Origin of the sequence: Lentisphaera profundi, assembly GCF_028728065.1 — a bacterium.
GTDB classification, from domain to species: domain Bacteria; phylum Verrucomicrobiota; class Lentisphaeria; order Lentisphaerales; family Lentisphaeraceae; genus Lentisphaera; species Lentisphaera profundi.
The window spans coordinates 1283796-1307124 of the sequence record NZ_CP117811.1 but is presented as its reverse complement, the minus strand read 5'-3'; the positions used below and the strand labels follow the sequence as shown (position 1 = coordinate 1307124).

The following is a 23329-nucleotide window of genomic DNA, read 5'->3' as shown; positions in this document are numbered from 1 at the left end:
AAGTCGATTTGAGGTAAGAGTTACATTAAGTGCCGATTTTGTTATATTTATAAGGGCGTTTTCTTGTAGGAAATCACTACTCATGGATTCATCTTTGAATCCATGAGACAATGATACGACATTTAAATTGTTACTTGTGCCTACTTAAATTCGGTGATCACTTTTCTTGTTTTAACTGGGTACCAATCATTAAGCATTTTTGCGAGTTGCGCAACTTTTTCGGGATGATCTTTGGCGAGATTAACTTTTTCAGCAGGATCATTTGAGAGATCAAAAAGCTGAGGACGTTTCTCTGTACGTGGATGAGTGGATTTATAACGACCTACTTTGCCATCGTAAGTGAGAAGAAGCTTATAATTGCCCTTGATTACCCAACGAAAGAGAAGCGTTTTTTCTGAATCACTGATGTCGACAATATCGTGCGCAAAGGACTCGCCGAAGATATGATCGCGTGGAATTGGTTTTTTATTGATCATGTAAGAATTGAGATCTAGACCAGGAAGATTTTTGGGCATGCGTGCCCCCGCTGCAGAAACTATTGTAGGGAAGATATCGAGGCTCGTAGAAAGCTCAGGTCTATCTTGTGGTTTTAATTTATTGGGCCATGAAAACATAATGGGCGTGCGAGTTCCGCCTTCATAGGGAGTTTGCTTTGAACGGGGAGCATAACCACCTCTCTTTGGGTTTTGAATCCAACCATTATCACAAACGTAAACAATCAGGGTATTATCACGAACTTTTTTGTCTTCGAGGTGTTGAATCAAGTCGCCACAGGCTTCGTCAAACCATTCACACATGGCGTAATATTTAGCAACTGACTCAGACAAGTTATACTTTTGATATTTTTTGAGAATACGCTCTGGTGGTGTATGAGGTGTGTGGGGCATGAAGGGTGCATACCAGAGGAAAAAAGGCTTGTCTTTCTCAATCGCCATATCAACAAAGTCCGTTACGGCTTTATTGCCTTCACGACCAATTTTCAAACCATCATCGCCATGACGACCACCTTTTTGAGGATAACCGCGAGTCATACCATGAGTAAAGCCGCCACGCTTGTAGTTACCTTCCCACCATTTTCCGCTTTGGTGACTTAGGTATCCCTGCTCACCTAGAAGTTCAGCTAGGGTATCGAGCTTATCAATTTTTGAAATGAGTGATTCTTTGAGGTCGGGATTATTTGGATTAGCGCTATCTCCAAAGGGGTCATTACCCGTAATTCCGTGAATATGAACATACTGGCCTGTAGCAAAGGTCATCAAAGAAGGACGACAAAGCGCCGTCGGCACGTAGGCGCGTTTAAAGACAACGGACTCAGAAGCCAGCTTATCGAGATGAGGTGTCTTGATCTGTTCATGGCCCATGAAGCTATAATCATTCCAGGCTTGATCATCCGAGAGAATGAGTAAGATATTGGGTTTGTCGGCTGCCTGTACAGAAAAAAGACAAGATAATAAAATTAAGAATTTGAGTTTCATATAATACCTTTATTATTAAAAAAAATGTGAGCTACATAATAATTGTAGTGCAAAAGCATCATCTTACAGCAAACTGTTTCTTATTACTGAAAAATAATTTAAAAGTTATTCGGGGCCAGCCCTAATGGAAGGGAACTTAAGGTTTTTGCGAAGCTAGTCCGCCCGCGGAGGCTCTCCGCCCGCCGGAGGCATTTATAGCTTTTTTTTAAAACAATACCCACTGGATAAATCCGGTGGGTACCATACTGCATACCTTCGGCATTTGCTTAAATTCCCTACCATTCGGGGACAGCCCCGTACCCCGTGAGGGAAGCCTCCCTCAACTGGCGGATTGAGTACTGCGTACTCACATAAAATTTTTATTCTTACTTAAGTTTTTTAAATTGAATATTTTTGAACCAAACTTTCATTGGGACACCCGCGTGAAGCTGCATGCCAATCTTACCTTTGCTCAATCTTTTGGGGTGATTATCAGTGATATCGACTGTCACTTTACCATCAATTTTGTGAATCATGTGATTACCTTTGCAGATAATTTCGTAAGTCTGCCATTTGGTCACATCAATTTTTTCTGGTGCGGTAGTTTTGCCGGTGACTTTCACTTTCTCTTTTGAATCAATTTCAACCTTCTGACCGCGCTTGGCAATGATGCCACGCTTGCCAAGACCCTCGCCATAGAGCATCGCAAGGTATGGGGGATTGGGGTGCATATCGCATTGGTAACCCGAGAGGCGAAAAATGCTTTCGTCCTTCCAAAAAGCGCGATACATCATGCCTGAGTTATTGCCCTCAAAGCGACCTTCAAACGTGAGGTGAAAATCTTCGACTTCACCCTCCCAAACGAGGAAGGTATTCGATTTAAGCTTATTGCCATGAGTTGAACCATAGATGACCCCATCTTCGACTTTCCAAAGCTTTGGATCACCCTTCCAGCCAGATAGATCTTTACCGTTGAAGAGACTTGTTGCGCCTTCTAATGTTGCGGAAGCTTGGAAATACTCGTGATCGGGATTGCCCGCAGAGAAAATGTAGGCCACTAGATCACTAAGCTCATCAGGATTGAGTGAATAGATAAGTGCTGGTGGCATCGGCGATACATGCCATTCTTTTTCACTTTTGATATCAGCTACTTTAATCTCAGCCGTGTAGTCAGCTGAGTAAGGATTCGTCATGAGGTGAAGAGTACCATCTTCCTCAGTTCCTTTGCGACCAACAACTTCGCTGCCATTCTTCATTTTAAAGATTTTGCTACCGTACTGATCTGAGATCACTTTCGAAGGTTCGATAATGTTTTCCATCATGTCTTTGAGTGTATAACGGCTCGAAGAACCCGTGAGGTCGGGGCCAATACCACTTCCCGCTCCAGCAAATCGGTGACAGCTCGCACAGGCAGTCGCATGAAAAAGGTTTTCGCCACTCTTGAAGTTACGGCCCTTAAGATTGTCTTTCACTGCAGCAACTGCAGTCTCTACTGTCCAGATCTGTCCTGGTCCCTTAGGTGAAGTAGTCGCACGAGGCTTGATAAGAGATTTGCTTGAGATTTTATCATACTTAGCTTTTTTCGCAGGATCAGAAATATTGGCGAGAGCTTCTTTGCGAGAGTTTTCGATAAAAATGGCATAGCTATTACCGCCCTGCCAAGTCTTGGCTTTTGGGAACCAAGAGAAATACGTGGCGTAATCAGCATCAGTCCAACCATTCTTGATCGAACGCAGCGAGAAGGCTAAGGATACTTGTTGGGTATTGGGGCGGAACTGCTCAGTACGTTTCGCCGCAGCCGCATAACGATCATTACGTTGCAAAATTTCATCAGAAAGAATTTTCTTTTGTTCTTCAGTAGCACTCACCATTTCGCGAACGGCGCGAGTAATGATATTGGGAGCATCGAGGTAAAGTAAGACTTGAACGAGTTCACGATTCTCAAAGTTACTCTTTGAGGGATATTCTCCGTTAAGCTTTTTAATAACAAGCTGAGCATCAGACTCACTGGGCTTACCGAGGCGGGTAAATGCGAGTTGATAAGAGCGAATCGCGGCGAGTTTTTGATTTTCGACCAAACTTTTATAATCTAATGAGTTGAGCTTTTTAAGAATAAGACTTTGATCAGCTTGCTGACCCATGCGAGCTAAGGCGCAGGCACCTTCAATGATGGCCCAAGTATTACTTTCTGAGCTGAATTTATTTTTCCAATCAGCAGTATTTTGTCTCTCTACTGCTACACGAGCCGCATGGCGAATGAAGCGATCTGAGTTACTGAGGTAAGGCCAAGCTTTATCCGCTATGGCTTTTGAAGCAGGAAGGGTATGAAGTACCTCGAGTTCTCTACGAACTAACATATCTTTATTAAGTTGATGAGCTTTTGCAGGCTTGGTGGATTCTTTACCAACATAAGTAACTTTATAAAGTGCAGAATCCGTACGACGACCACCAACAGCAAAGTACATATTTCCATCTGTATGAATGATAACATCTGTAAGTGGAAGGGGCTTGCCCGAAATAAATTGTTCTTTTGTAGCTGTATAAGTAGCACCTTCTTGTTTGAGGTGAATAGCGTACATGGTTCCGTAAGTCCAGTCATTAATAAAATAAGAGCGTTGGTATTTTTCAGGGAATTTTGCGCCTGTGCCCATAACTGTTCCAGTAGGACTACCAGGGCCAATATCAATTGTTGTTGAGACCGTGTCGGTGTAGTACTCAGGCCATTTACCTGAGCCGTTGCGCCAGCCGTAATCTGCTCCTGAAACAACGTGATTAACACGGCATGGACGGTACCAAGGTGAACCAATATCGTATTCCATATCAGCATCGTAAGTGAAGAGTTCGCCTTCGAGTGTAAAACCGGCATCGAATTGATTGCGAAAACCATGGGCAATGAGTTCGCGATCTTTAGCGTCAGGAGAAACTTTAAGGATGAGACCACCGGGAGCTAGGCGTCCACGATTGTGACCACGGCCATCGGCCATACGCGGTAGAATGTGATCTTCACTCCAGTTTTTCGCCATACGGTATTTATTGATATAATCAGGTTGATCAGTATTGTTACCACCAATGAGGTAGATAGATTTTTTATCGGGCGAAAGTACCGCACTATGAATACCGTGCTCACCACGTGTTTTGAATTGGATCAAAAATTCTTCTTTGTCGTATTGGTCATCACCATTGGTATCTGTTAGGCGGTAGAGGCCTTTAGGATCTTTTTCGTTATTGATCACATAAAGACTACCAAAAGCATGGAGTACTCCATGTGCGTGACTGACTTTTACATTGAGCTTCTCAACTTTGGGTTCTTTAGCTCCTAGTGTAAGACGGTAGATTCCACCGTATTGATCACAGGCAATGAGGCGGCCTTTGTCGTCTGAAGTAAGTCCAACCCAAGAACCCTGAGTCTTTTTATCAACAGTATAAATCTTTTCTGCTTTGAATCCTGGCAGCGTTGTCACCGCTTGCGTCGTGGGTGATGGAGCCGCTTTAAGCGCTTTAGCCGCTTTATTCTTTTCAAAAATTTTGCCCCAAGGACTTGCACCATACTTCTTTATTTCGACAGCCGCAGTCCAATCACCTTTGGGTGCTCTAGCCTGCCAGCTTTTATCAGAAGAGTATTTTTTGCCATTGATGCTTAAATCCATAACCAAGCCACCCATGGTGCCTTCATTATCAGCTTTAACTTCAAAAGTATTCTTACCCTTTTTAAGTTTTTTCGCTATGTCCAATTTAACGGGTGCTTGCCAATTCTTTGACTTCGCCAATTCTTTGCCATTGAGGATTAAAGTAAAACCATTATCACAAGTGATCATGATTTTAGCTTTCTTTGGAGCTTTCGCTAAATCTATAACACGACGAAACTCGGCTTTCTCAGTAGTAATTTTTCCCGACTTCCAAATCCACATGGGCTCCGCTGCTGGTAAGACTGAGCAAAAAAGAATAAGCATTAAGTACTTCATATAAATCATCCTTGGGTAAGTTTTGTGTTAAAATATGCTTCAAGCTACTCAGTCAGAGTAGATTTATATATGAAAATAATAGCTAAAAGTATAATAAAATCGGCAAATACCCCGCTGTTACAAGTTTTACTAAAAAATCCCATTTTATTCAAAATAAAGATTCCGCCCTACTCCCAGCTCTTTAATTTTGAGCGCCACTTATCTAAGATATTTTTAATCGTCTCTTGATGAGTTTTATAATAAAGATTAGCAAAGACTAAAAGGCTGCCAATAATCAAAATACAGCTACCGAGAATTGCCATGCGAGTTCCCTTTTCGAGACTAATGAGCATGCGAGTGAAAATTGAGCATAAATCAATAAATAAGCCCAAGAAGCCCAATATTACATACAAACGAATTTTATATAGACTGCCGAAGGCCATTGCCAAGAGAGATAAAATAATCACCGTCAGATTAAAGCCTAGAGAATGGGGCTGATCCACAAGCGCATAATAAAGTGAAGTCGACACCATAAGCAGTAAAGTAATCAGGCGAATAAGGTTTCTGCGCTCAAGCGAAATTGAATTCTTCATTAATTGCAAAACAATTAAGACCCCTACTCCTGCAGGAATGACATAGACATGCAAAGTCCTTAAGCCGAGCTGTGTCCACAGTGTCATCGAACTAAAAGCGACATAACCAAGCATCGAGATGAGGTGATAAGGCGACTCTCTATCATCTTTACCAAGAAAAGAAAAAATTAAACTATTCACGCCAATAATCATTAGTGTATATTGGCTTCCTAGATCATAATAAATGGATTTTGAAAGGGCAATTATAGGCATTAATAAGAGCAGCCCTAAAAGCGGTTTACGCATTTCTTTTTGATCATCATCAATCAGAGGTTTAACTCCCGCCACCAGTAGGGATACCAATAAGCTCGACCAGATATCATATTCATCTCGCCATAAGCTCGTGGCACTCACTAATTGATGACGCAAAAAAGCCATCAGTATAAGCACCGAATAAGCCATCATATAATAGGCTACTTGACTGCGATTTTTTCTTCCGTCCCAAAACCAGATAATCGTCATCCCTACAAAGGTAAAGAGCAATACCATAAACTGGCCCCTGCTAAAGGCTTCGTTCATATAGATGATAAGTAATAAGGAACAGCCACCACTAACAACAAATGAGATATTGCGTGTCAGGACAAGAGCCTTTTGTTTCCACCAACTATAGACTAAATTCAATACCTTATAGCGCAGGCCTAAGAAGCTCTCGATGAGTTTAGGTGGACATTTATCTAATTGACGCAACGCTAACAAAGTCATGAAGATAGCAAATAAACTTGCCGGTAAAGCATCTTGCTGATAAAGCGTATGAACAAATAAGCTTTCATCATAAGTGATAAAATAAGCGAGATAAGCTGGTAGACACAAGTAAGCAAAAGCGAGGAATCGCTCTATTGGATTTTTGACGATTTCACGTGGGTAGGCCGTGAATAAACTGAGCGGAATCATCAAGATAAGCGCACATAAAGATTTCAAGGTATAGAGCTCATGATAGACAATTTGCGGAATCAGCAAAATGATAAAGAAGGCTGCAATCGACCAAGAGCGTCGACTGGGAATATTATTATATTTATAGAGATTGATGAAAGTAAAAATCACCCATAGTCCCAATATCAACCAAATGACATCATCTGCTTTTATATAGCTCTCCATCAAGAAACCTGCATGCATCGCAAACACGAGCTCAAGCAGCGCTAATAAACCATAGAACTTAGATTTTCTGATAATACAAAGATGGACCGCAACACTGGCAGACAAAAATAATACCGGAGCAAACATATAGGGTTCATATTGGGTATTAACTAAAGCTATCAATCCTAATACTTGGGTTAAAAACAAGAGACATACACCCCAATTTTTCCTTAAGGAGAACCATTGATCTTCATTGATTTTTGAAAAGTCCATGAAAAATGAGCGGATAGGTGATTTTTGGTGATTGATCAAAATCCAAATATGTGCATTGATCACGGCTAAAAATGAGGCCTTAATTGGGTAATCAAAAGGACTTAAAGAAGGTATGGCCGACAAGCTAAAGAAGACTCCAAATACCATAGCTAAGCCACCATAAAAAGCTGATTGAATCTTCGCACCCAAAGCATGCATTCTAAACAAGAGTAAACCATAAACAATCAGAATCGGTGCATTGCTATGATAATAACTATTATCCATCGCAACTTCTGGATAGAAAGTCATGTGCACAATCCCCTTAAAGAGATACAGCAATAAAAGTACGTACAATAAAAGCGATGAGGAATTGCGATATATTTTATGCGCTTCACCACGAGCATAATAGAGTTCGGCCATATAATAAAAATAAATCGCCGGAAGACCAAAAGCCAAAATCGCCGTTTGCGGACTGCGCATAAAGGGGATCATTAGGGTGAAGCACCAAAAACTCATGCTCAAGCCAAAATGATATATTCCTTCAAAAATATCGGCATACTTTTCTTCACCATCCTGGGGCTTTCGTGAAGCAGACCTAAAATAAAGTGAGGCTAATAAAGCCATTAAGCCAGATACAAAAAACCGCAGTGGGCTCACAGAGTCTAAATTCGGATGACTTATATAATTTCCCACTAACAATACCAAGACTAAAATAGATAGGACTAAGCCCCCATGTGCCAATAGTGATTTGATGGTATCATCCTTGGTGAATCTCCTGTAAGCCGCTGACATAATCAGTGTGAGCCCAAGACCTAAACACCATAAGTGAAGCTCCGAAAGGCCTTCTTGTATGAGGTAGGCTTCACCGAAACAAACAATTAAATGAATATTTGCTAGACTTAAGCTGATCAAGGCAATGATTCTGACTTCAGCTTTCTTCCATGCCCAAGAAATAAAACACAGCGCCAGAAAAGCGATATAAGTCGACACTAAGTATTCAGAGCTTTTTCGCCAGTAGATAAGGTGCAATAAGGCCGCAAATATACAGAGAAAAATTGCGGGTAGGTAGAGTAAAGTACTATCCCTAGATTTGAACAGTACTAAAGCTTTGCCGGTCTCCATCCAAGTCTCTTTAGCTTTCTCTAAAGCTACAAGGCCATAGCTCATTACACTCATCACTAAAGCGGCTAAGGATAGATGGGTGACATTCAGTAAATCATCGAGCTGGTCATAATGAATGTATGAATAAAGACTCGAAAAGGCCAGCAAGAGTAAAAATTTCGATTGGTTTTCTAGGTAAGCCAAAATAAGTACCAAGATGCTCAAAGTCATAAAGCCTGAACTCAAGTGAAGGTCCTGTGCCAAGTAAGGCAGACTAAAGATAGCAAAAAGAACGCTCGATAAACTGGCCATTAACAAAAATGATTTGAACAAGGCTTTATAAGAGTCGTAATAAGCATTCAATCGACTGCATACTGCATGGATCACCAAAGTACTGAGTGCTAAGTAAACACCAGGCATAATCAGCTCATTTATCGTGTCGGCACTCCAATCGCTTAACTGTGCCCAAATTAGGAGATAAAGACTAATGCCATAATGAATTTTCTGCTTGGATTTCAGATGCCATAAAAATTGACCAATAACAAATAAGACGAGATAAGGAGTCGAAGTATCGGCGCTATCACTCATAAAGGTCAGAATTAATAGCAGGCTCGCCACATGACTCAAAGCTGCTAATACTTGGCTCATTGGCTGAACAAATAATAGCTCTAAAAAATCATAGTTCTTTTTGGAGCTATAGGCGAGAAAATAAAGGGCCTGTAAACTGATCAGTGTGCATAAATAAGGTTCTCCCCATTGGACGTGGGGATCGCTTTCAATAAAGAGTAAGAAAATCCCTATACCGAGATAAATCCAAGCCAGATGAAATAAGAATTTGAGCTTAGTTTTACGGAAGTAAAGATAGAGGGCATAGGCCGATAAAGAACAAATAATGAGTGCAATAGCTGCTTTTATAGAAATTCCTGGTCGGCTCATCATTTGCCTAATTAAATTAAAACTCGCGGTTTTAATCAGTAAAAAAGAGGCCGAACAAATCAGGGGCAAAGTGAATAAGCTATGATCATAACGGCGCATCGGAAAATAGGATGTCATCATAAATTTATCGCCCTCAGCTAAATCCTTTAACTTGGGACTTCTTCTTAGGTAAAATGATAGGCCAATCATAACAAATGCCGAACAAGCACTTCCCAGACCAGAACCAAAACCAAGGGTGTCAAAAGTAGCTCTGAAATTTGCTTTGAGTTCCGGGAATAAAATCACTGCAATAATGGATGCCATCAGTGCGGGAATCAAAGATCTAGAATAATAACTTGTCAGAATCAAGATGCCCGTCATTAACAAGGGCCCCGAATAATCCATAAAGGCTTTGTACCACTCAGGGTCGACTGCAACATTTCGTTCAAGAAAAACCCTTATTATCATCGTTACCACGGCTAAACATCCGTAAAACCACAAAACCGTTGAGCGCGCTTCTTTGAATAAACTGAAGGGAATAAAGCGGACTACTAAGAGCCACAAAATGGAAAGAAGCGCTAAGCCGAAAATAAGTGTATTGCCCCTCAAGGTCCCTTGAAGCATATCGACGCAGCCACCATAAGGAAGACACAAAGCAAAAATAAACATGCCGATATGGAGCCACTTAATTTGTTCATCGCGGTAGGATCGATAAATAAACATCAAGGCACTAAAAACGAGATAGAGAGTCGTTAAAATTAAAGAACTTTTGAACTGCAATTGATTCACCATTGCCAATAAGACAATTGCCAATAAAACCACCAGCTGAGTACTCGTGCAGGCATGTGCCAAACTATAGTTTTTTGCCTGACGAAATTTATAATTCAAGCCAGCTAGGATAATAACATTGATGATCCCTAATACAGGCATGTATTGAGTATCAAAAAAGCTCAGTCCACTGATGGCAAAGATGCCACTACTCAATAAACTTAGCGTGATATAATAATGAACATTCCTGGCTCTCTTCAGCGACTGTAAATACCAAGTAAATGCCGCCAGCAAGAGGCAGATCACGCGAAAGTTAGGATCAGCAAAGCCCATCACTAAAGCAATGACAATGAGCGCATAACCAATAAATGATTCATCATCTTGCTGGGATTTCTTAAGCTTTATAAATTCAGCACTACTACGCTCTAACATCAAAACTAATCCGCCACTAATAACCAAGAGCGGTGCATAAGTATAAATCTCCGGAATCGTACGAATATGACTATGAACCCAGAGGAATACCTGTAAGAAACTACCCACAACCATCAAGGTAAAAAACCATATAATCCTCTTGTCTACAGCGCCTTTTATTTCTTTTATTCCGCGGCTAAAAGAATAAAAGGAATAGGCTACTAGAGCAAAACCAAAATAGAAACCACAGCCTAAAATCACTAATAAACCATCCTCTTTCTTGAGGCCGATCATTTCGGCTAAAGGCGCTAAGACCACCAAGCTATTGATGACTAACAGCGTTCTAGGAAGTAGTACAGTTAGTTGTTTGGACACTGCCCCACACCACTTTTTTAAGCCTAGCCAAGTTAAGCCTAAGTAAATTGATGACATTAGGGGGATGATTAAATTCTTGTGACTCACAATATCGTCTGATGACATCAAGGCGACCGCCATGAAATTTATCGGCAGTAACTGAATGGCCGCACCACGTAGGATCGTGGCTGAACTCACAAATTCTTTGCCCTTGCTCTCTATCCATTTACCTAAATAGGCTAAACCGAGGGTGAATGACGCTAATAAACTGGGCATGAGCGTATATCGAAAAACCCAATGTTTATCCCATGTGAAATAAGACAAAATTGAACTTCCGCCTATAAATAACATTAAGCCTGCAATCATAAACCAATTATCATTGATAAAAGGTTTCATGTGTTCTTGCCAAATTGAATGTTTATTGCTTTTGACTCGCGGGGCACGACTCACGGTCGGAGCTTCATCCCGACTGACTAAAGAGGCTACTGGCGCAAGCGACTTATCTTCTCTTTCCTCACTGACCGGAAGGACTTTTTCTGAGCCTAGTATGGGAGCTTTAACGATCTGTGTGGTGACTTGTGTGGCTGTAAGCACTAAGCTAGGCTTTTCTTCTGGAGAAATCGCCTGAGCAGAAAGTTTTGTAATACCTAGTATTTTGTTCCTTTCATTTTCCGAAATCTCGTCTTGCCAGCGCTCCAGAAAAAGCTCTTTATTGGTTTTCTGTGCTTCCTCAAAACAACTTTCTTTTAAATGATTAAAGAGGCTCTCACTCATTTCTCCGTGATCCATGCACCACATATACAAGAGGCTTATGGGATATTGTTTACTGAGATGATTGATGCGATCACGAGAACTTAGATAAGCGCCTTCGATTTTATCTAGCGTCAAAGACCAATTAGCCACTTTGTAAATCGAAAGTTGCCCAAAGCGCATAATTAATAATAAGACGAGCTGATCTCGGTCAGCTTCTTTTTCCCAAAGCTTTCTAATGATTCGTACAACAGCTAAATCCGGCCATTGAAATATCAAAAATAATAAAAAATCAGGGACTTCATCTTGCTGCGAAACTAAGTCTTCTAGCGCCGCTAACAAAGCATCGCGATGCTTAACTTTCAAAGGAACTTTCGCTTGAGCCAAAGCTCTGGCGGATTCATCAAAAGAAGTCTCATAAGACTTTTTTAGCTCTTGCTTAAATTGCCGAAACTCACTTCTTAGCTCATCATTCACCCGATGCCAAGAGTTTTCCACCAATTTTTCGGCATTCAAAATCGATAAAAAATCCCTGTGCTGAGAAAACAAATCAATTTTACTTAAGCATTTTTTTTCGACACTCGCAAAAATCTCGGGGAGGACTTGCTGCTTTTTTAAGAGATAGAAATAATCATTAAGTAAATCACAGGCTTCGTTGAGCTCACTAAATACGCCTTCATCAGAGTTGTTCTTGGGGATATGTAAGGGCAGGCCCTTGAGGTTTTCTCTAAAATAACTTTCATCAAGACAGCCTTCTTGATTTTGATAATAGAATTTTCCAGCATCATTTAAACGTTTGTCCTCAATAATATGAGCTAGTGATTGAAAACGTTCTTCTGGCCTCGTTTTCAGTAAGCGCAGAATCTCGTCAACTTCAATTGAGTCACGAGTAAAACTTTGTAATGCTGGCTTTAAATCCTCTGCAGAAACTTTCTCTGACAACAAGAGATAAAGAAGACTCTGCAATAGTTCCTGATTATTTTGTTCCTCTCCCAACGAAGCCTCCCAGCAGCAAGAACTTACTCAATAAGTTTAAAAGTCTTTAATATCCTTGGTAAACAAGGAAATATCAATAGCATTGTCATGTTTTTAGTCATACGGGGTATTGCCATACGGGCGAATACTTTTTTTTTTATCCGCCTGTGTGACAACACTCCTTAAGAATCCCAAGGGTAAAAATTTTACGTATAAGTCACAAAGAATATTAATTAATCAATCATTTGATGTAATCTTAGGACTATTGTGGGTGTAGTCTTTATAATAATTAACCTTGAGTGAGAAGATAAATGAAAATAACACTAAATTTTTTCATGGCACTAATGGCCATCGGCATGCTAAGTCAGGCGGCTAAAGATAAACCAAATATCGTTTTAATTATGGCCGATGATATGGGCTATGAATGTATTAGTTCGAATGGTAGTGAAGATTATAAGACCCCCGCCATTGATAAGCTAGCCGCCGAAGGCATGCGCTTTGAGCAATGTTTCGCCAACCCTATTTGCACTCCGTCCCGAGTAAAGATCATGACCGGATTGTATAATAAACGCAATTTCACTAAATTTGGGGTCTTAGATCGTTCACAGACGACTTTTGCCCACCAGCTCAAAAAAGCGGGCTACGTGACTGCCATTGCCGGTAAATGGCAGCTTGGCAAAGAGAAAGATGCTCCGCAGCATTTTGGTTTTGATCAAGCTTGCCTTTGGCAACACTTTCGTCCGAAAGCAAAAAAAGGCACGACTTTTGATAGTCGTTTTCCCAATCCACAACTGGAGATCAATGGTGAGGTAGTGGACTACAAAAATGGTGAATACGGTCCAGACGTCTGTGCAGATTTCATTTGTGACTTTATGGAAACAAATAAAGAGAAGCCCTTTTTTGTTTATTACCCGATGATCCTTACTCATTGTCCTTTTGATGCCACACCAGATTCCTTGACTTGGGACCCAAAGTCTCCTGGTTCCAAGACTTATAAAGGTCCCGGGGATGACAAGCAAAAGAAAATCCACTTTCGCGATATGGTTCAGTACGCCGATAAAATTGTCGGGAAAATCATAGCTAAGTTAGATGACTTGGACTTACGTGAAAATACCCTAGTTATTTTTACGGGTGATAATGGTACCGATGCCCCGATCAAGACTCAGTGGCAGGGACAAGAAGTCATTGGCAAAAAAGGCCAGTTAGTGAATGCTGGAACGCGTGTGCCTTTTATCGTCAATTGGCCGGGCAAGATTGCGCCCGCAGTACAAAAAACTGAATTGGTGGAGTTTTCCGATATTATGCCCACTCTTTGTGAGATTGCGGATGCTCCCCTACCCGATAATTACCCCGGCGATGGCCTGAGCTTATGGCCGACACTTTTGGCAAAGGGGACGCGCGATAAAAAACAAATCTATATATGGTATTACAAAGGCAGTTTTTGGGCCCGCAATATCAGTCATGGAGTGCTTTTGGGAAAAAGTGGCACGACTTACCAAAAGTTCCCCAGTCACTTCGAGACCAAAGAACTTCAGTTCGCTTCTTCTAGTGAAAGAGATCAAGCTACTTTCACTAACTTAAAGCAAGTCATCGACGAAATGGCCAAGCAAAAATCTCTCTTTGGTCGCCCCAAAGCCAAAATCAAGAAAGCTAAGAAAAAGAAATCTTGAGTAAACGGCCCTTGGCCTGAGGATCTTAGCAGCTGGGAGCGCCGATTTGGAATCGGCATTAAAATTGCGAATAGTTTTTTTTATCCGCCTGCAGAGGCTATCTGCCTGCCAGAGATATTGATAGCGTTTAACATATTTCTATCTCTGCCCAAAAACTAGCTGTATTTGATTACAAAAGCCTCCCCCTGCTTTCTTGCCGCTCTTAGTTTCATATCTATAGATGAATTTGCGATAAATATTATATACAGACTTGTATCTAAATATTAAGGAGATCCTGTGACTTATATTATTCGCTGAACGGATAGTGTAAATCGGAGGATTTTATCAAGTTAAGACAATAAAAATGTTAAGAAACGACCTTCACTTGATAAGTAATTACTAAAAGAACTTAGCATTATCTTAGAATGTATGTTACATAATAGCTAACATAAATACAATCAATGAAATTATAAGGATTGAGATGAATTTTAATAGACGAAACTTTATGAAAAGTCTTGGTGCTGGAGCTTTAGCACCATCACTCATGGCCAGTTCTGGAAGACGAATTAAAGCACAAGCCAAGCAAGTTTTAGTCATTTTCGAACAAGGGGGTGTCTCTCAGATAGATACTTTTGATCCGAAGCCTATGGCCAATATTATTCATCGTAGTCCTTTTAAATCAATTAAAACTAATGTTCCTGGAATACATTTTACTGAGCTCATGGAGAAAACGGCAAAAGTTGCTGACCGCATGACTGTGGTGCGCTCGATGTTCCAAAAGAAAGCTTCTATTGGCAACTCCCACCCCTTAGGTTCGCAGTATATCATGTCTGCAGGTGATCCTACTGGCCCCGTTGAGCTCCCAGATATTGGCTCAGTTATTGCCCACCATAAAGGTCGTTTAGCCCCCTACCTTCCTGCTTACGTCCACGAAGCAACTGGAGAGCAATCAAAATTTGCTTCTCGCCTCGGCTTTCTCGCGGCCAAAGACAAAGCTTTTGCCATTAAATATGGCGAAGTTAATGGACTCGGTTTAAGCAAAGACGCGATTGAACAATTATTAGAGCGTCGAAAACTACTATCTAAGCTCAATTCCGGAATGGGAAAAAATACTTCTGAGCAAATCCTCGCCATGCAAACTTTCTCACAACAAGCAGAAGAAATGCTTATTAACCCCAATACCGTGGCGGCCTTCGATCTTTCTAATGAGCCCGCGCACATCAAAAAACTTTATGGCCCGGAACAAAAAGAACTTCGTCAACGTGCCGACCTCTACATGCTAGGTCGCAAACTGATTGAATCGGGTGTTCGCTATGTTTGTATTGATACAAAATTTCGCAATATCGATAATCGTTATAGCGGTGGTGGCAATATGAACTGGGATCATCACGATGCCATCTATTCAAAATCACATACTAATATACCTGGCGGTGGCGCCGGTGGCGGACGTTATGGTATTGGAACTTGGCCGATGATGGGGAGTACTGATTGGGCCCTTTCTGGTCTTATCCAAGATATGGATCAGCGCGGTCTTTTAGAGGATACACTCGTTTGTTTTGTTACTGAGTTGGGTCGCACACCAAAAATAAATGAACGCCAAGGTCGCGATCACTGGACTCATGCCTTTAGTTATGCCTTTGCTGGTGCAGGAGTTCCCCGCGGTCATGTCGTCGGAGAAACTGATAAAGATGGCTATTACATCACTAGCTCACGAGGTTACACAATCGAAGATTTTGGTGCCACTATTCTAGAAAAAATGGGTATTGATAATGAATCCCCCATCCATACACCTGCAGGGCGTCCGATGTTTGTCGCCAAAGGTGGTCACGCTATTCCGGAGCTTTTCGCATGATTAAATTACTAAGTACATTTTTATTATTTTCTTCCTTTGCGAGTTTCGCAGAAGATATTGTCAAAATCTCTGTTCTCCCTACAAAGATTAAACTGACGAGTGCCCGATCCTGTGCCCAAGTTCTTGTGACAGGTTATACCAAAGATGGCAAAACTATTGACCTCAGTCGCAAGGCCAAATTCACCCACAATCATTTTGTTAAAGTCGAAAATGCCTATGTGACTCCCTTGGCTAATGGCAATAGCCAAATCACAGTGAATTATGGTAAGTTACAACAAACAATCCCTTTCACAGTCAGTTCCACTGACAAAAATGATCCTGTATCTTTCAACTGGGAAACCTTAGCTATACTTACCAAACAAGGATGTAATGGCGGTGGTTGTCATGGCAAACCCAATGGTCGCGGTGCTCTTGAACTCTCGCTCAACGCCTTTGACCCCGATTTTGATGAAAAAAATATGATTCGTGGAGCCATGGGTCGCTTTCTCCAGCCTATTGCACCCGAACAAAGTCTTTTGCTAAAAAAACCCAGTATGCAAGTTGGTCACGTCGGGGGTAAACGTCTTGAAGTTGGTTCTTTACAATATGAGCTTCTTTTACAATGGATTAAAGAAGGAGCCAAATCGGATAAGGGAGAAAAGAAACTCAAAACACTAAAAGTCTTCCCTCGCGATCGTGCCCTCGAATTCCCCAATCAAGACCAGCAACTCTCGGTTTGGGCCTTTTTTGAAGATGGAACTTTTAGAGATGTCACAAGAATCGCTACTTATACCACATCACATAAACGAGTAGCCATAGTAAATGATAAGGGTCTCGTTAGTGGATTAGATCGCGGCCAATCTGCTATCTCGGTAAGATATATTGATGATGTTGTCACGGTGAATTTTACCATGGTCAAAAAGATTGATGGTTTCAAATGGAAAGCCCCAAAAGAAAATAATTATATCGATACACTAGTTAACAATAAACTTCGTCAACTTCAGTATCTTCCTGCAGGCACTATTGATGACTCAACTTTTATTCGCCGTCTTTCGCTAGATTTACGTGGTCAGGTTCCTAAAATTGAAGAAGTTAATCAATTCGTTAGCAATAAAAACCCAAAGAAACGTTCTCAACTAATAGATAAATTCTTGGATTCTGATGAGTTTGCACGCTTCTACGCCATGAAAACTGCTGACCTGCTAAAGATCAATACACACGAACTCAAGGCTGAAAATGCCGCCAATTATAGTCGTTGGATTTATGAAGCTACTAAAGCCAACATGCCCTTCGATAAATTCACTGAAGAATTACTGATGTCACAAGGGCACACAGATGTAAATCCAAAAGCGAATTTTTTCCGTACGACTAAAGATAGTAAGATGGTCACCGAATCTGTGACTCAACTCTTTATGGGTTCACGACTCACTTGTGCTCAATGCCATAATCACCCTTACGAAAGTTGGACACAGGATAATTATTATCAAATAACTTCGGCTTTTAATAATATTGATCGCAAGACTCTGGCTCAAGAAAAAGGCAATGAGCCCAATCGCAAAACAATTCTCATCTATGCCAATTCTGTTCGTAATACGGCGAATCCACGCACAAAAATCACACAAGACCCTTGGCCGATTGATGTTCAACGTGATTCCAAAGATGACCCACGTAAAGCTTTTGTTCAATGGCTCACGGCTAAAGACAACCCCTACTTTGCAAATACTGAAGTTAACCGGATTTGGTCTTACCTATTAGGTCGTGGAATTGTGATGCCAGTGGATGACTTCCGTCCTTCAAATCCAGCTACTAATAAAGAACTCTTAGCTGCACTAGCCAGAGATTTTAGTGATTCTAACTATAATCGCAAGCATATTTTTAGACAGATCCTTAATTCTCAAACCTATCAGCGTACAACTGAAACAAATGATTTTAACAAAAATGACAGCGAGCTTTTCTCCCACGCACGCCCTCGCCTCCTGGGTGCTGAGCAAGTGAAGGATGCCATCCTGCTCTTGTGTGATGCTCCAAAGCCTGAAAAATTTCAAAGTGATAAAATGGCGGCGAATAAAAAACGAAGTGAGATCATAAAGCTTAAAGATGAACTCAATAAAAAATTCCCCGCATGGCTTAAGCAAAGTAAAGAGCCCATCAATTGGACGGAACTTAAAACTAGCCAAGTGACTTATGCTATTAAGAGTGAAGGTCTATCTGAATCTAAGCCAAAGGGTTTCATTCTTAGTCCAAAAAATAAAGAACCAAAAAACTCTAAGAAAGATCGTCTCGGACTTAGTCGAACTTACCACCCTTTAACTGCGGGGAATATAAGTGCTATCAATTATAAATTTGCTAAAAATGACTTGGGTCAATACGGTAATGGACTCGATAGTAAACTAGGTATCAGTCTGCTAAATGCTTGGCTTATTAGTCAGAATAAAGGTAGCATGGTTAAATCTATCGAAATCACTGCTAATAGCGATAGTAATATTGCTGAAGTTGAAGTTCTTATGGATGGTAAAAATATCATCAATAAGGCAAAAATCACACAAGCTAAATCTGCTAAAGTGCTCACGAGTCTTAGTGATGGGAAACTGAATCCTGCTAAGAGTGCCAATCACATCAAAATTGAATTCCCCCAAGAAACGCCTGTTCAATTCCTCACACTACATCGCTATAACCAAGCCACTATTAAGTTTTTTGATAAAAATGCCAAAGTGATTCATCAAGTAAAAGTCAATCGTAAGGGACGATTTAATCTCTTTACGACGGCACTTCCAGTCGTTAAAAAAATCGACATAAAAGGATTTCACTACTGGGAAGATGACGGTGAAAAATCAGTCGGTAAAAAAGTAAGCCTCGATGGAAAATGGACTCCAATCAATGGTAATAATGAACCTCATTTGTCATTCACTTTCAAACCTTTTAAAAGTCACAATGGACAAAGTCTTGTTATCGAACATCATCACCTCGATAAAAATGAAGGACTCATAGCCAAATACAAAGTACAAATGAATGGTAGTCCCAGTGCTCATGCTCAAGTATCTCTTGATTTTGATACTCTAAAAATGGCTCGTAACTATACTGAGTCAGATGACTGGAAACGTGAACTGGTGAAATATAGCTATTACCAATTATCCCCTGAATACAAAGCTTTAAAACAAGACTGGGAGAAACGACAAGCGAAACTAGATAAAGTCTTTGCCACTCAAAAACTCTATCCAGAAAACTCCAAGTTCCTCACTGCATTTGGTCAACCTGAGCGAAAAACTGTTTGTGCTTGTGAAAGGCCCGAGTCAGTGGCTTTAGACCAGAGCTTGCAGCTCATGAATGGTGAATATGTCAAAGAAAAACTCCAGAATGTAAAATATAATAGCAAGCTTGGTGATGCTGAAAATATTAAGCAGCTCTACCTCAGTGCTTATTCACGAAACCCAAAATCAAATGAACTACAAATCGCTACGGACCATCTCAAAAAGTCTAGCAATAAAGACGAGGCCATGCGCGACCTCTACTGGGTCGTTATTAACTCAAATGAATTTATCTTTCAGCATTAGGAGCTCATCATGAAAAAGATTTTACTTAGTACTTTACTCGCTCTCAGTATTAATGCCGAAGTGAGCTTTAAAAAGCACCTTGCGCCCATTCTGAAACAGAAATGTGAATCCTGTCATGGAGCACAAAAAAAGAAAGGCGGTTATGGCGTCGATACTTTCAGTAAATTCATGAAAGCAGGCAAGAGTGGTGATGAAGCCATTGTTGCCAATTCACCAGATGAAAGTTATCTCTACGAATTACTCATTACTGATGATGAAGACGATCGCATGCCCCAAAAAGATGACGCTCTCAGTCAAGCGGAAATCAAACTCTTTAAACAATGGATTGCGGAAGGCGCAAAATTCGATGGCGATTCGCCAGACGACAAGCTCATCACTATGTTGCCCCCGCCCGTTCACCCTAAGCCACCCAAAATCTACCCTACGAAGCTGCCAGTTTTCACTTCTATATTTTCACCAGATGGAAAAACAATTTTCTCCGCCGCATATAACGAAATTCTCATCTGGAATAAAAAGGGGAAATTATTAGACCGTATCGATGGTCTCCCACAAACCATTAATGCCATTGTCTTTTCAAATGATGGCAAATCAATCTATGTGGGTGGTGGGGCTCCAGGTGAATATGGTGAGATTAGCCAAGTTAATTTGAAAACAAAACAAATCACTAATATCGCCATGTGCGAAGATGTGGTTTTGGATATAAAGATTTCGCCCGATGGGAGTAAATTAATTTCTGGTGGTGCGGATAGTAATATTCGTGTTTTCGACCTAAAGAATAATAAATTACTTTGGCGTAACAAGCAGCATGCTCACTGGGTAACAGGTATCGCCGTGACGGATTATAGCTTTTTCGAAGCACAGGCAAAAAATCAAGGACTTCCCGATTTTCTCGTTTATACGGTATTCGAAAAGAAAGGCGGTGAGCACAATCGTCAGATCTGGAAATTCACTAATCGCACTATCATTCGCGAAGCTAATTGGCAACTCGAATTCACTCCTGATAAAAATATTAACTTATCAGATATTCGCGAAACGGGTATTGGAAAAACCCGCGAAGTCAAAACGACTGTCTACAAGTCTACAGATATTGTGAAGCACCAAAAGGTGGTAGAGTATTTACGTGGACTCAGTAAGACTTGGGGATCAAAAGTCGATGCTCAACCCTTCCTTATAAGCTCATCTTTTGATAAAACTCTTAAAGTATTTAATCTTAAAACGGGTTTGCTTTTCACTACCTACAAGGGACATTCCAAAGTTTATGGCAAAGTCAATGGTTACTTCAAAGTCTACTCTGTAGTCGCCCAGAAAGATAGCCTACTCGCTTGGTCTGCTGGTGGTGGTAAACATCTCCACGGCTGGGATCCTGTCTTAATTCGAGACGAAGATGGTACTGCAGGCGATATGGAAGCTCGCTTTGCTAAAGAAGGCTCTGCTATCTTCCTCAAACATGACTTTAAAAATAAAAACATCTTTAAGCTCAAGCAAGAAGGAAACTCTCTTTGGGCGGTAGCTGATGATGGTTCCATTAAACAATTTGCTATCCCCACAGATGGAAAATTTGACCCTGACAAAGCTGCTGAAACTTTTACTGCTCAGCTCCAAGATGATTACCTCATGTCACTAGATATTAAAAATGGCCAAATTATCACAGCGGGTTTTAACGGGAGTATTAGTCAATTAGATTTGAATTTCACAGCCCATAAGTTCGCTATTAGTGGTACCATAGGAAGTGCAAATCAAATGGTTGAGCAGAGTGTCGATAATAAGGCAGCTAGTAAGTGGTGCTTATTCCATAAGAACAAAGTCGTCACTTGGCAGGCTGAATACGATCGACCTGTAGGCATAGTTTCTTACGAATTTATTTCTGGTGGAGACGTTCCCGAGCGAGATCCAAAAGATTGGGTTCTCGAAGCTTCAAATGATGGAATAACTTGGATTCCACTTGATACAAAATCTAATCAATCAATTTTTGAAAAGCGTCTTATGAAACGTTCATACGAACTGAGTGAGTCCTCGCCTGAGTTTAAGTTTTATCGTTTTAGTTTTCACAAAGTTCATGGCAATGATATGTTTCAAATTTCTGAAATCAAATTAAATACGACTAAGACAAATAGAAGTTTCGCCGCCTATCCTAAATGACCTATTTCAATTTATAGAAGCGATAATTTAAAGAGCCTACTCAAATGCGTAAATCGTCAATCATACTAATGATTTTTTTTATTTCCCAATTGAATTTATTCGCTGCGGATTATCGCAAAGAAAAAATCTTATCTTGGGAAGTCTATCTTCAAAAAACTGACGATGAAACAAAAAAAGTAACGATAAAAAAAGCTTTTGAGCAGCTCAAAATTGACTTAGCACAAATAGAAAAACTAGTCCCTAAAAAACACTTAGGGAAGCTCAAGAAAGTCAAGATCTGGATTAGTTTTAATTCTCAGCCTGGTGCAGCCTACCATCCTTCTGAGCGCTGGTTACGAGAAAATGGCCGCTATCCAAAAATGGCCAAGGCCATAGAAATTCAGAATGCCCAAAACTATATAGATTGGCTTCAGTATCAACCGATGATTATCTTACATGAACTTTCCCATGCCTATCACCATCAAGTTCTAAGCTATAATCACAAGGGCATTCTCAGCGCTTATAATAATGCCAAAAACACAGGCATCTATGATTCGGTCAATTATATTAGCGGTGGTAAAAAACGTGCTTATGCCATGAATAATGAAAAAGAATATTTCGCCGAATTAACGGAAGCTTATTTTGGAAAAAATGACTTTTTCCCATTCATAAAATCAGAGCTCAAAAAACATGACCCAAAGGGCTACGCACTCATCCACAAAATCTGGAACTAAGCTTTACAAAAGGGCTTATATAGTAATAAGTACTTGTTATAAACAAATTATAATCAATCGTGATATTTTTTGCGGTAGTCGCTTGGGTTCATACCTTTTATTCTCTTAAATATTTTGCTGAAATGGCTATGGTCAAAAAAACCACAATCAAAGGCAATATTGGAAAGTGTATCGTGACTTTTTATGAGTCGTTCACAAGCATAATCAATACGCATCTTATTGATGAATTTTAAGGGTGTGATCGCCATCATCTTTTTGAATTTACGTTCAAATTGACTGAGCGAGAGGCACATGATTTTGGCGAGTTCATCCACTTCAATTTGACGCGCTATATTGCTTCGTATAAAATTAAAGATCGGGCTCAACTCGGCATAGGGTTCTAGATAGCTGCCCACTTTACTACTATTGCGCATAATCCCAATCAGGCCTTTTAATTCCCCTGATTTATTTCTAAGAGGATATTTACTGGAAATATACCAGTTCATTCCTCCCTTTGGGTTTGCTATACCCCAGGTCCTATTAAGCACCATTTTTTCCGTATTAAAAACTTCTCGGTCTTCAAGGCGAAATAAATCAGCTTGGCCAGGGCTAAAAAAGTCGTAATCCGTCTTTCCTAAAACCTCACTTTCTGAGCTTAGATTCAGGCTTTTTAGCAAAGGTCTATTGACCATAGTGAAACGAAAATCACAATCCTTAGCAAAGGCAAATAAATCTTCTGATTGATCAAAGAAACTTTGGATGAAGTTATCGAGAGAGAGGTCCTGGAAAAAATCTAAATTCATAAAAAACTCCTTATATGCCGAAAATATACAATCTTTG

The 23329-nt window shown here is 40.5% G+C and carries 9 protein-coding genes; 5 read left to right on the top strand and 4 right to left on the bottom strand.

Going from position 1 to position 23329, the window contains the following annotated elements:
- Positions 1-140: 140 nt before the first annotated feature.
- The 3 genes from PQO03_RS05225 to PQO03_RS05215 form a co-directional block, all read right to left on the bottom strand.
- Positions 141-1475 carry a sulfatase family protein gene (locus PQO03_RS05225; RefSeq protein ID WP_274151682.1) on the bottom strand — a complete coding sequence of 445 codons (1335 nt, stop codon included), beginning with the start codon at positions 1473-1475 and terminating at the stop codon, positions 141-143.
- 365 nt (positions 1476-1840) lie between these two features.
- On the bottom strand, positions 1841-5416 hold the full coding sequence (locus PQO03_RS05220; protein WP_274151680.1) for a 3-keto-alpha-glucoside-1,2-lyase-like domain-containing protein: 3576 nt from the start codon (positions 5414-5416) through the stop codon (positions 1841-1843).
- Positions 5417-5583: 167 nt separating this feature from the next.
- Entirely contained in the window at positions 5584-12648 is a 7065-nt protein-coding gene (locus PQO03_RS05215; RefSeq protein ID WP_274151679.1) for a hypothetical protein, read from the bottom strand.
- A gap of 290 nt (positions 12649-12938) precedes the next feature.
- Here PQO03_RS05215 and PQO03_RS05210 point away from each other — a divergent pair, with 290 nt between their 5' ends.
- The 5 genes from PQO03_RS05210 (at position 12939) to PQO03_RS05190 (ending at position 22510) form a co-directional block, all read left to right on the top strand.
- Positions 12939-14297, top strand: coding sequence for a sulfatase family protein (locus tag PQO03_RS05210; protein WP_274151677.1), 1359 nt, complete (start codon positions 12939-12941; stop codon positions 14295-14297).
- Between the two features lie 460 nt (positions 14298-14757).
- The gene (locus PQO03_RS05205; protein WP_274151675.1) at positions 14758-16128 is read left to right on the top strand and encodes a DUF1501 domain-containing protein; all 1371 of its coding nucleotides are present in this window, start codon (positions 14758-14760) and stop codon (positions 16126-16128) included.
- On the top strand, positions 16125-19658 hold the full coding sequence (locus PQO03_RS05200; RefSeq protein WP_274151674.1) for a DUF1549 domain-containing protein: 3534 nt from the start codon (positions 16125-16127) through the stop codon (positions 19656-19658). The genes PQO03_RS05205 and PQO03_RS05200 overlap by 4 nt, the downstream gene beginning before the upstream one ends.
- Before the next feature lie 9 nt (positions 19659-19667).
- A complete protein-coding gene (locus tag PQO03_RS05195; protein ID WP_274151673.1) occupies positions 19668-21797 on the top strand; it encodes a c-type cytochrome domain-containing protein in 2130 nt (709 codons plus the stop codon).
- Between the two features lie 44 nt (positions 21798-21841).
- Positions 21842-22510 carry a M90 metallopeptidase family protein gene (locus PQO03_RS05190; RefSeq protein WP_274151671.1) on the top strand — a complete coding sequence of 223 codons (669 nt, stop codon included), beginning with the start codon at positions 21842-21844 and terminating at the stop codon, positions 22508-22510.
- Positions 22511-22563: 53 nt separating this feature from the next.
- Here PQO03_RS05190 and PQO03_RS05185 read toward each other — a convergent pair whose 3' ends face one another.
- Positions 22564-23292: an AraC family transcriptional regulator gene (locus tag PQO03_RS05185; RefSeq protein ID WP_274151670.1), complete on the bottom strand. Its 729-nt coding sequence runs from the start codon at positions 23290-23292 to the stop codon at positions 22564-22566.
- Positions 23293-23329: the final 37 nt, after the last annotated feature.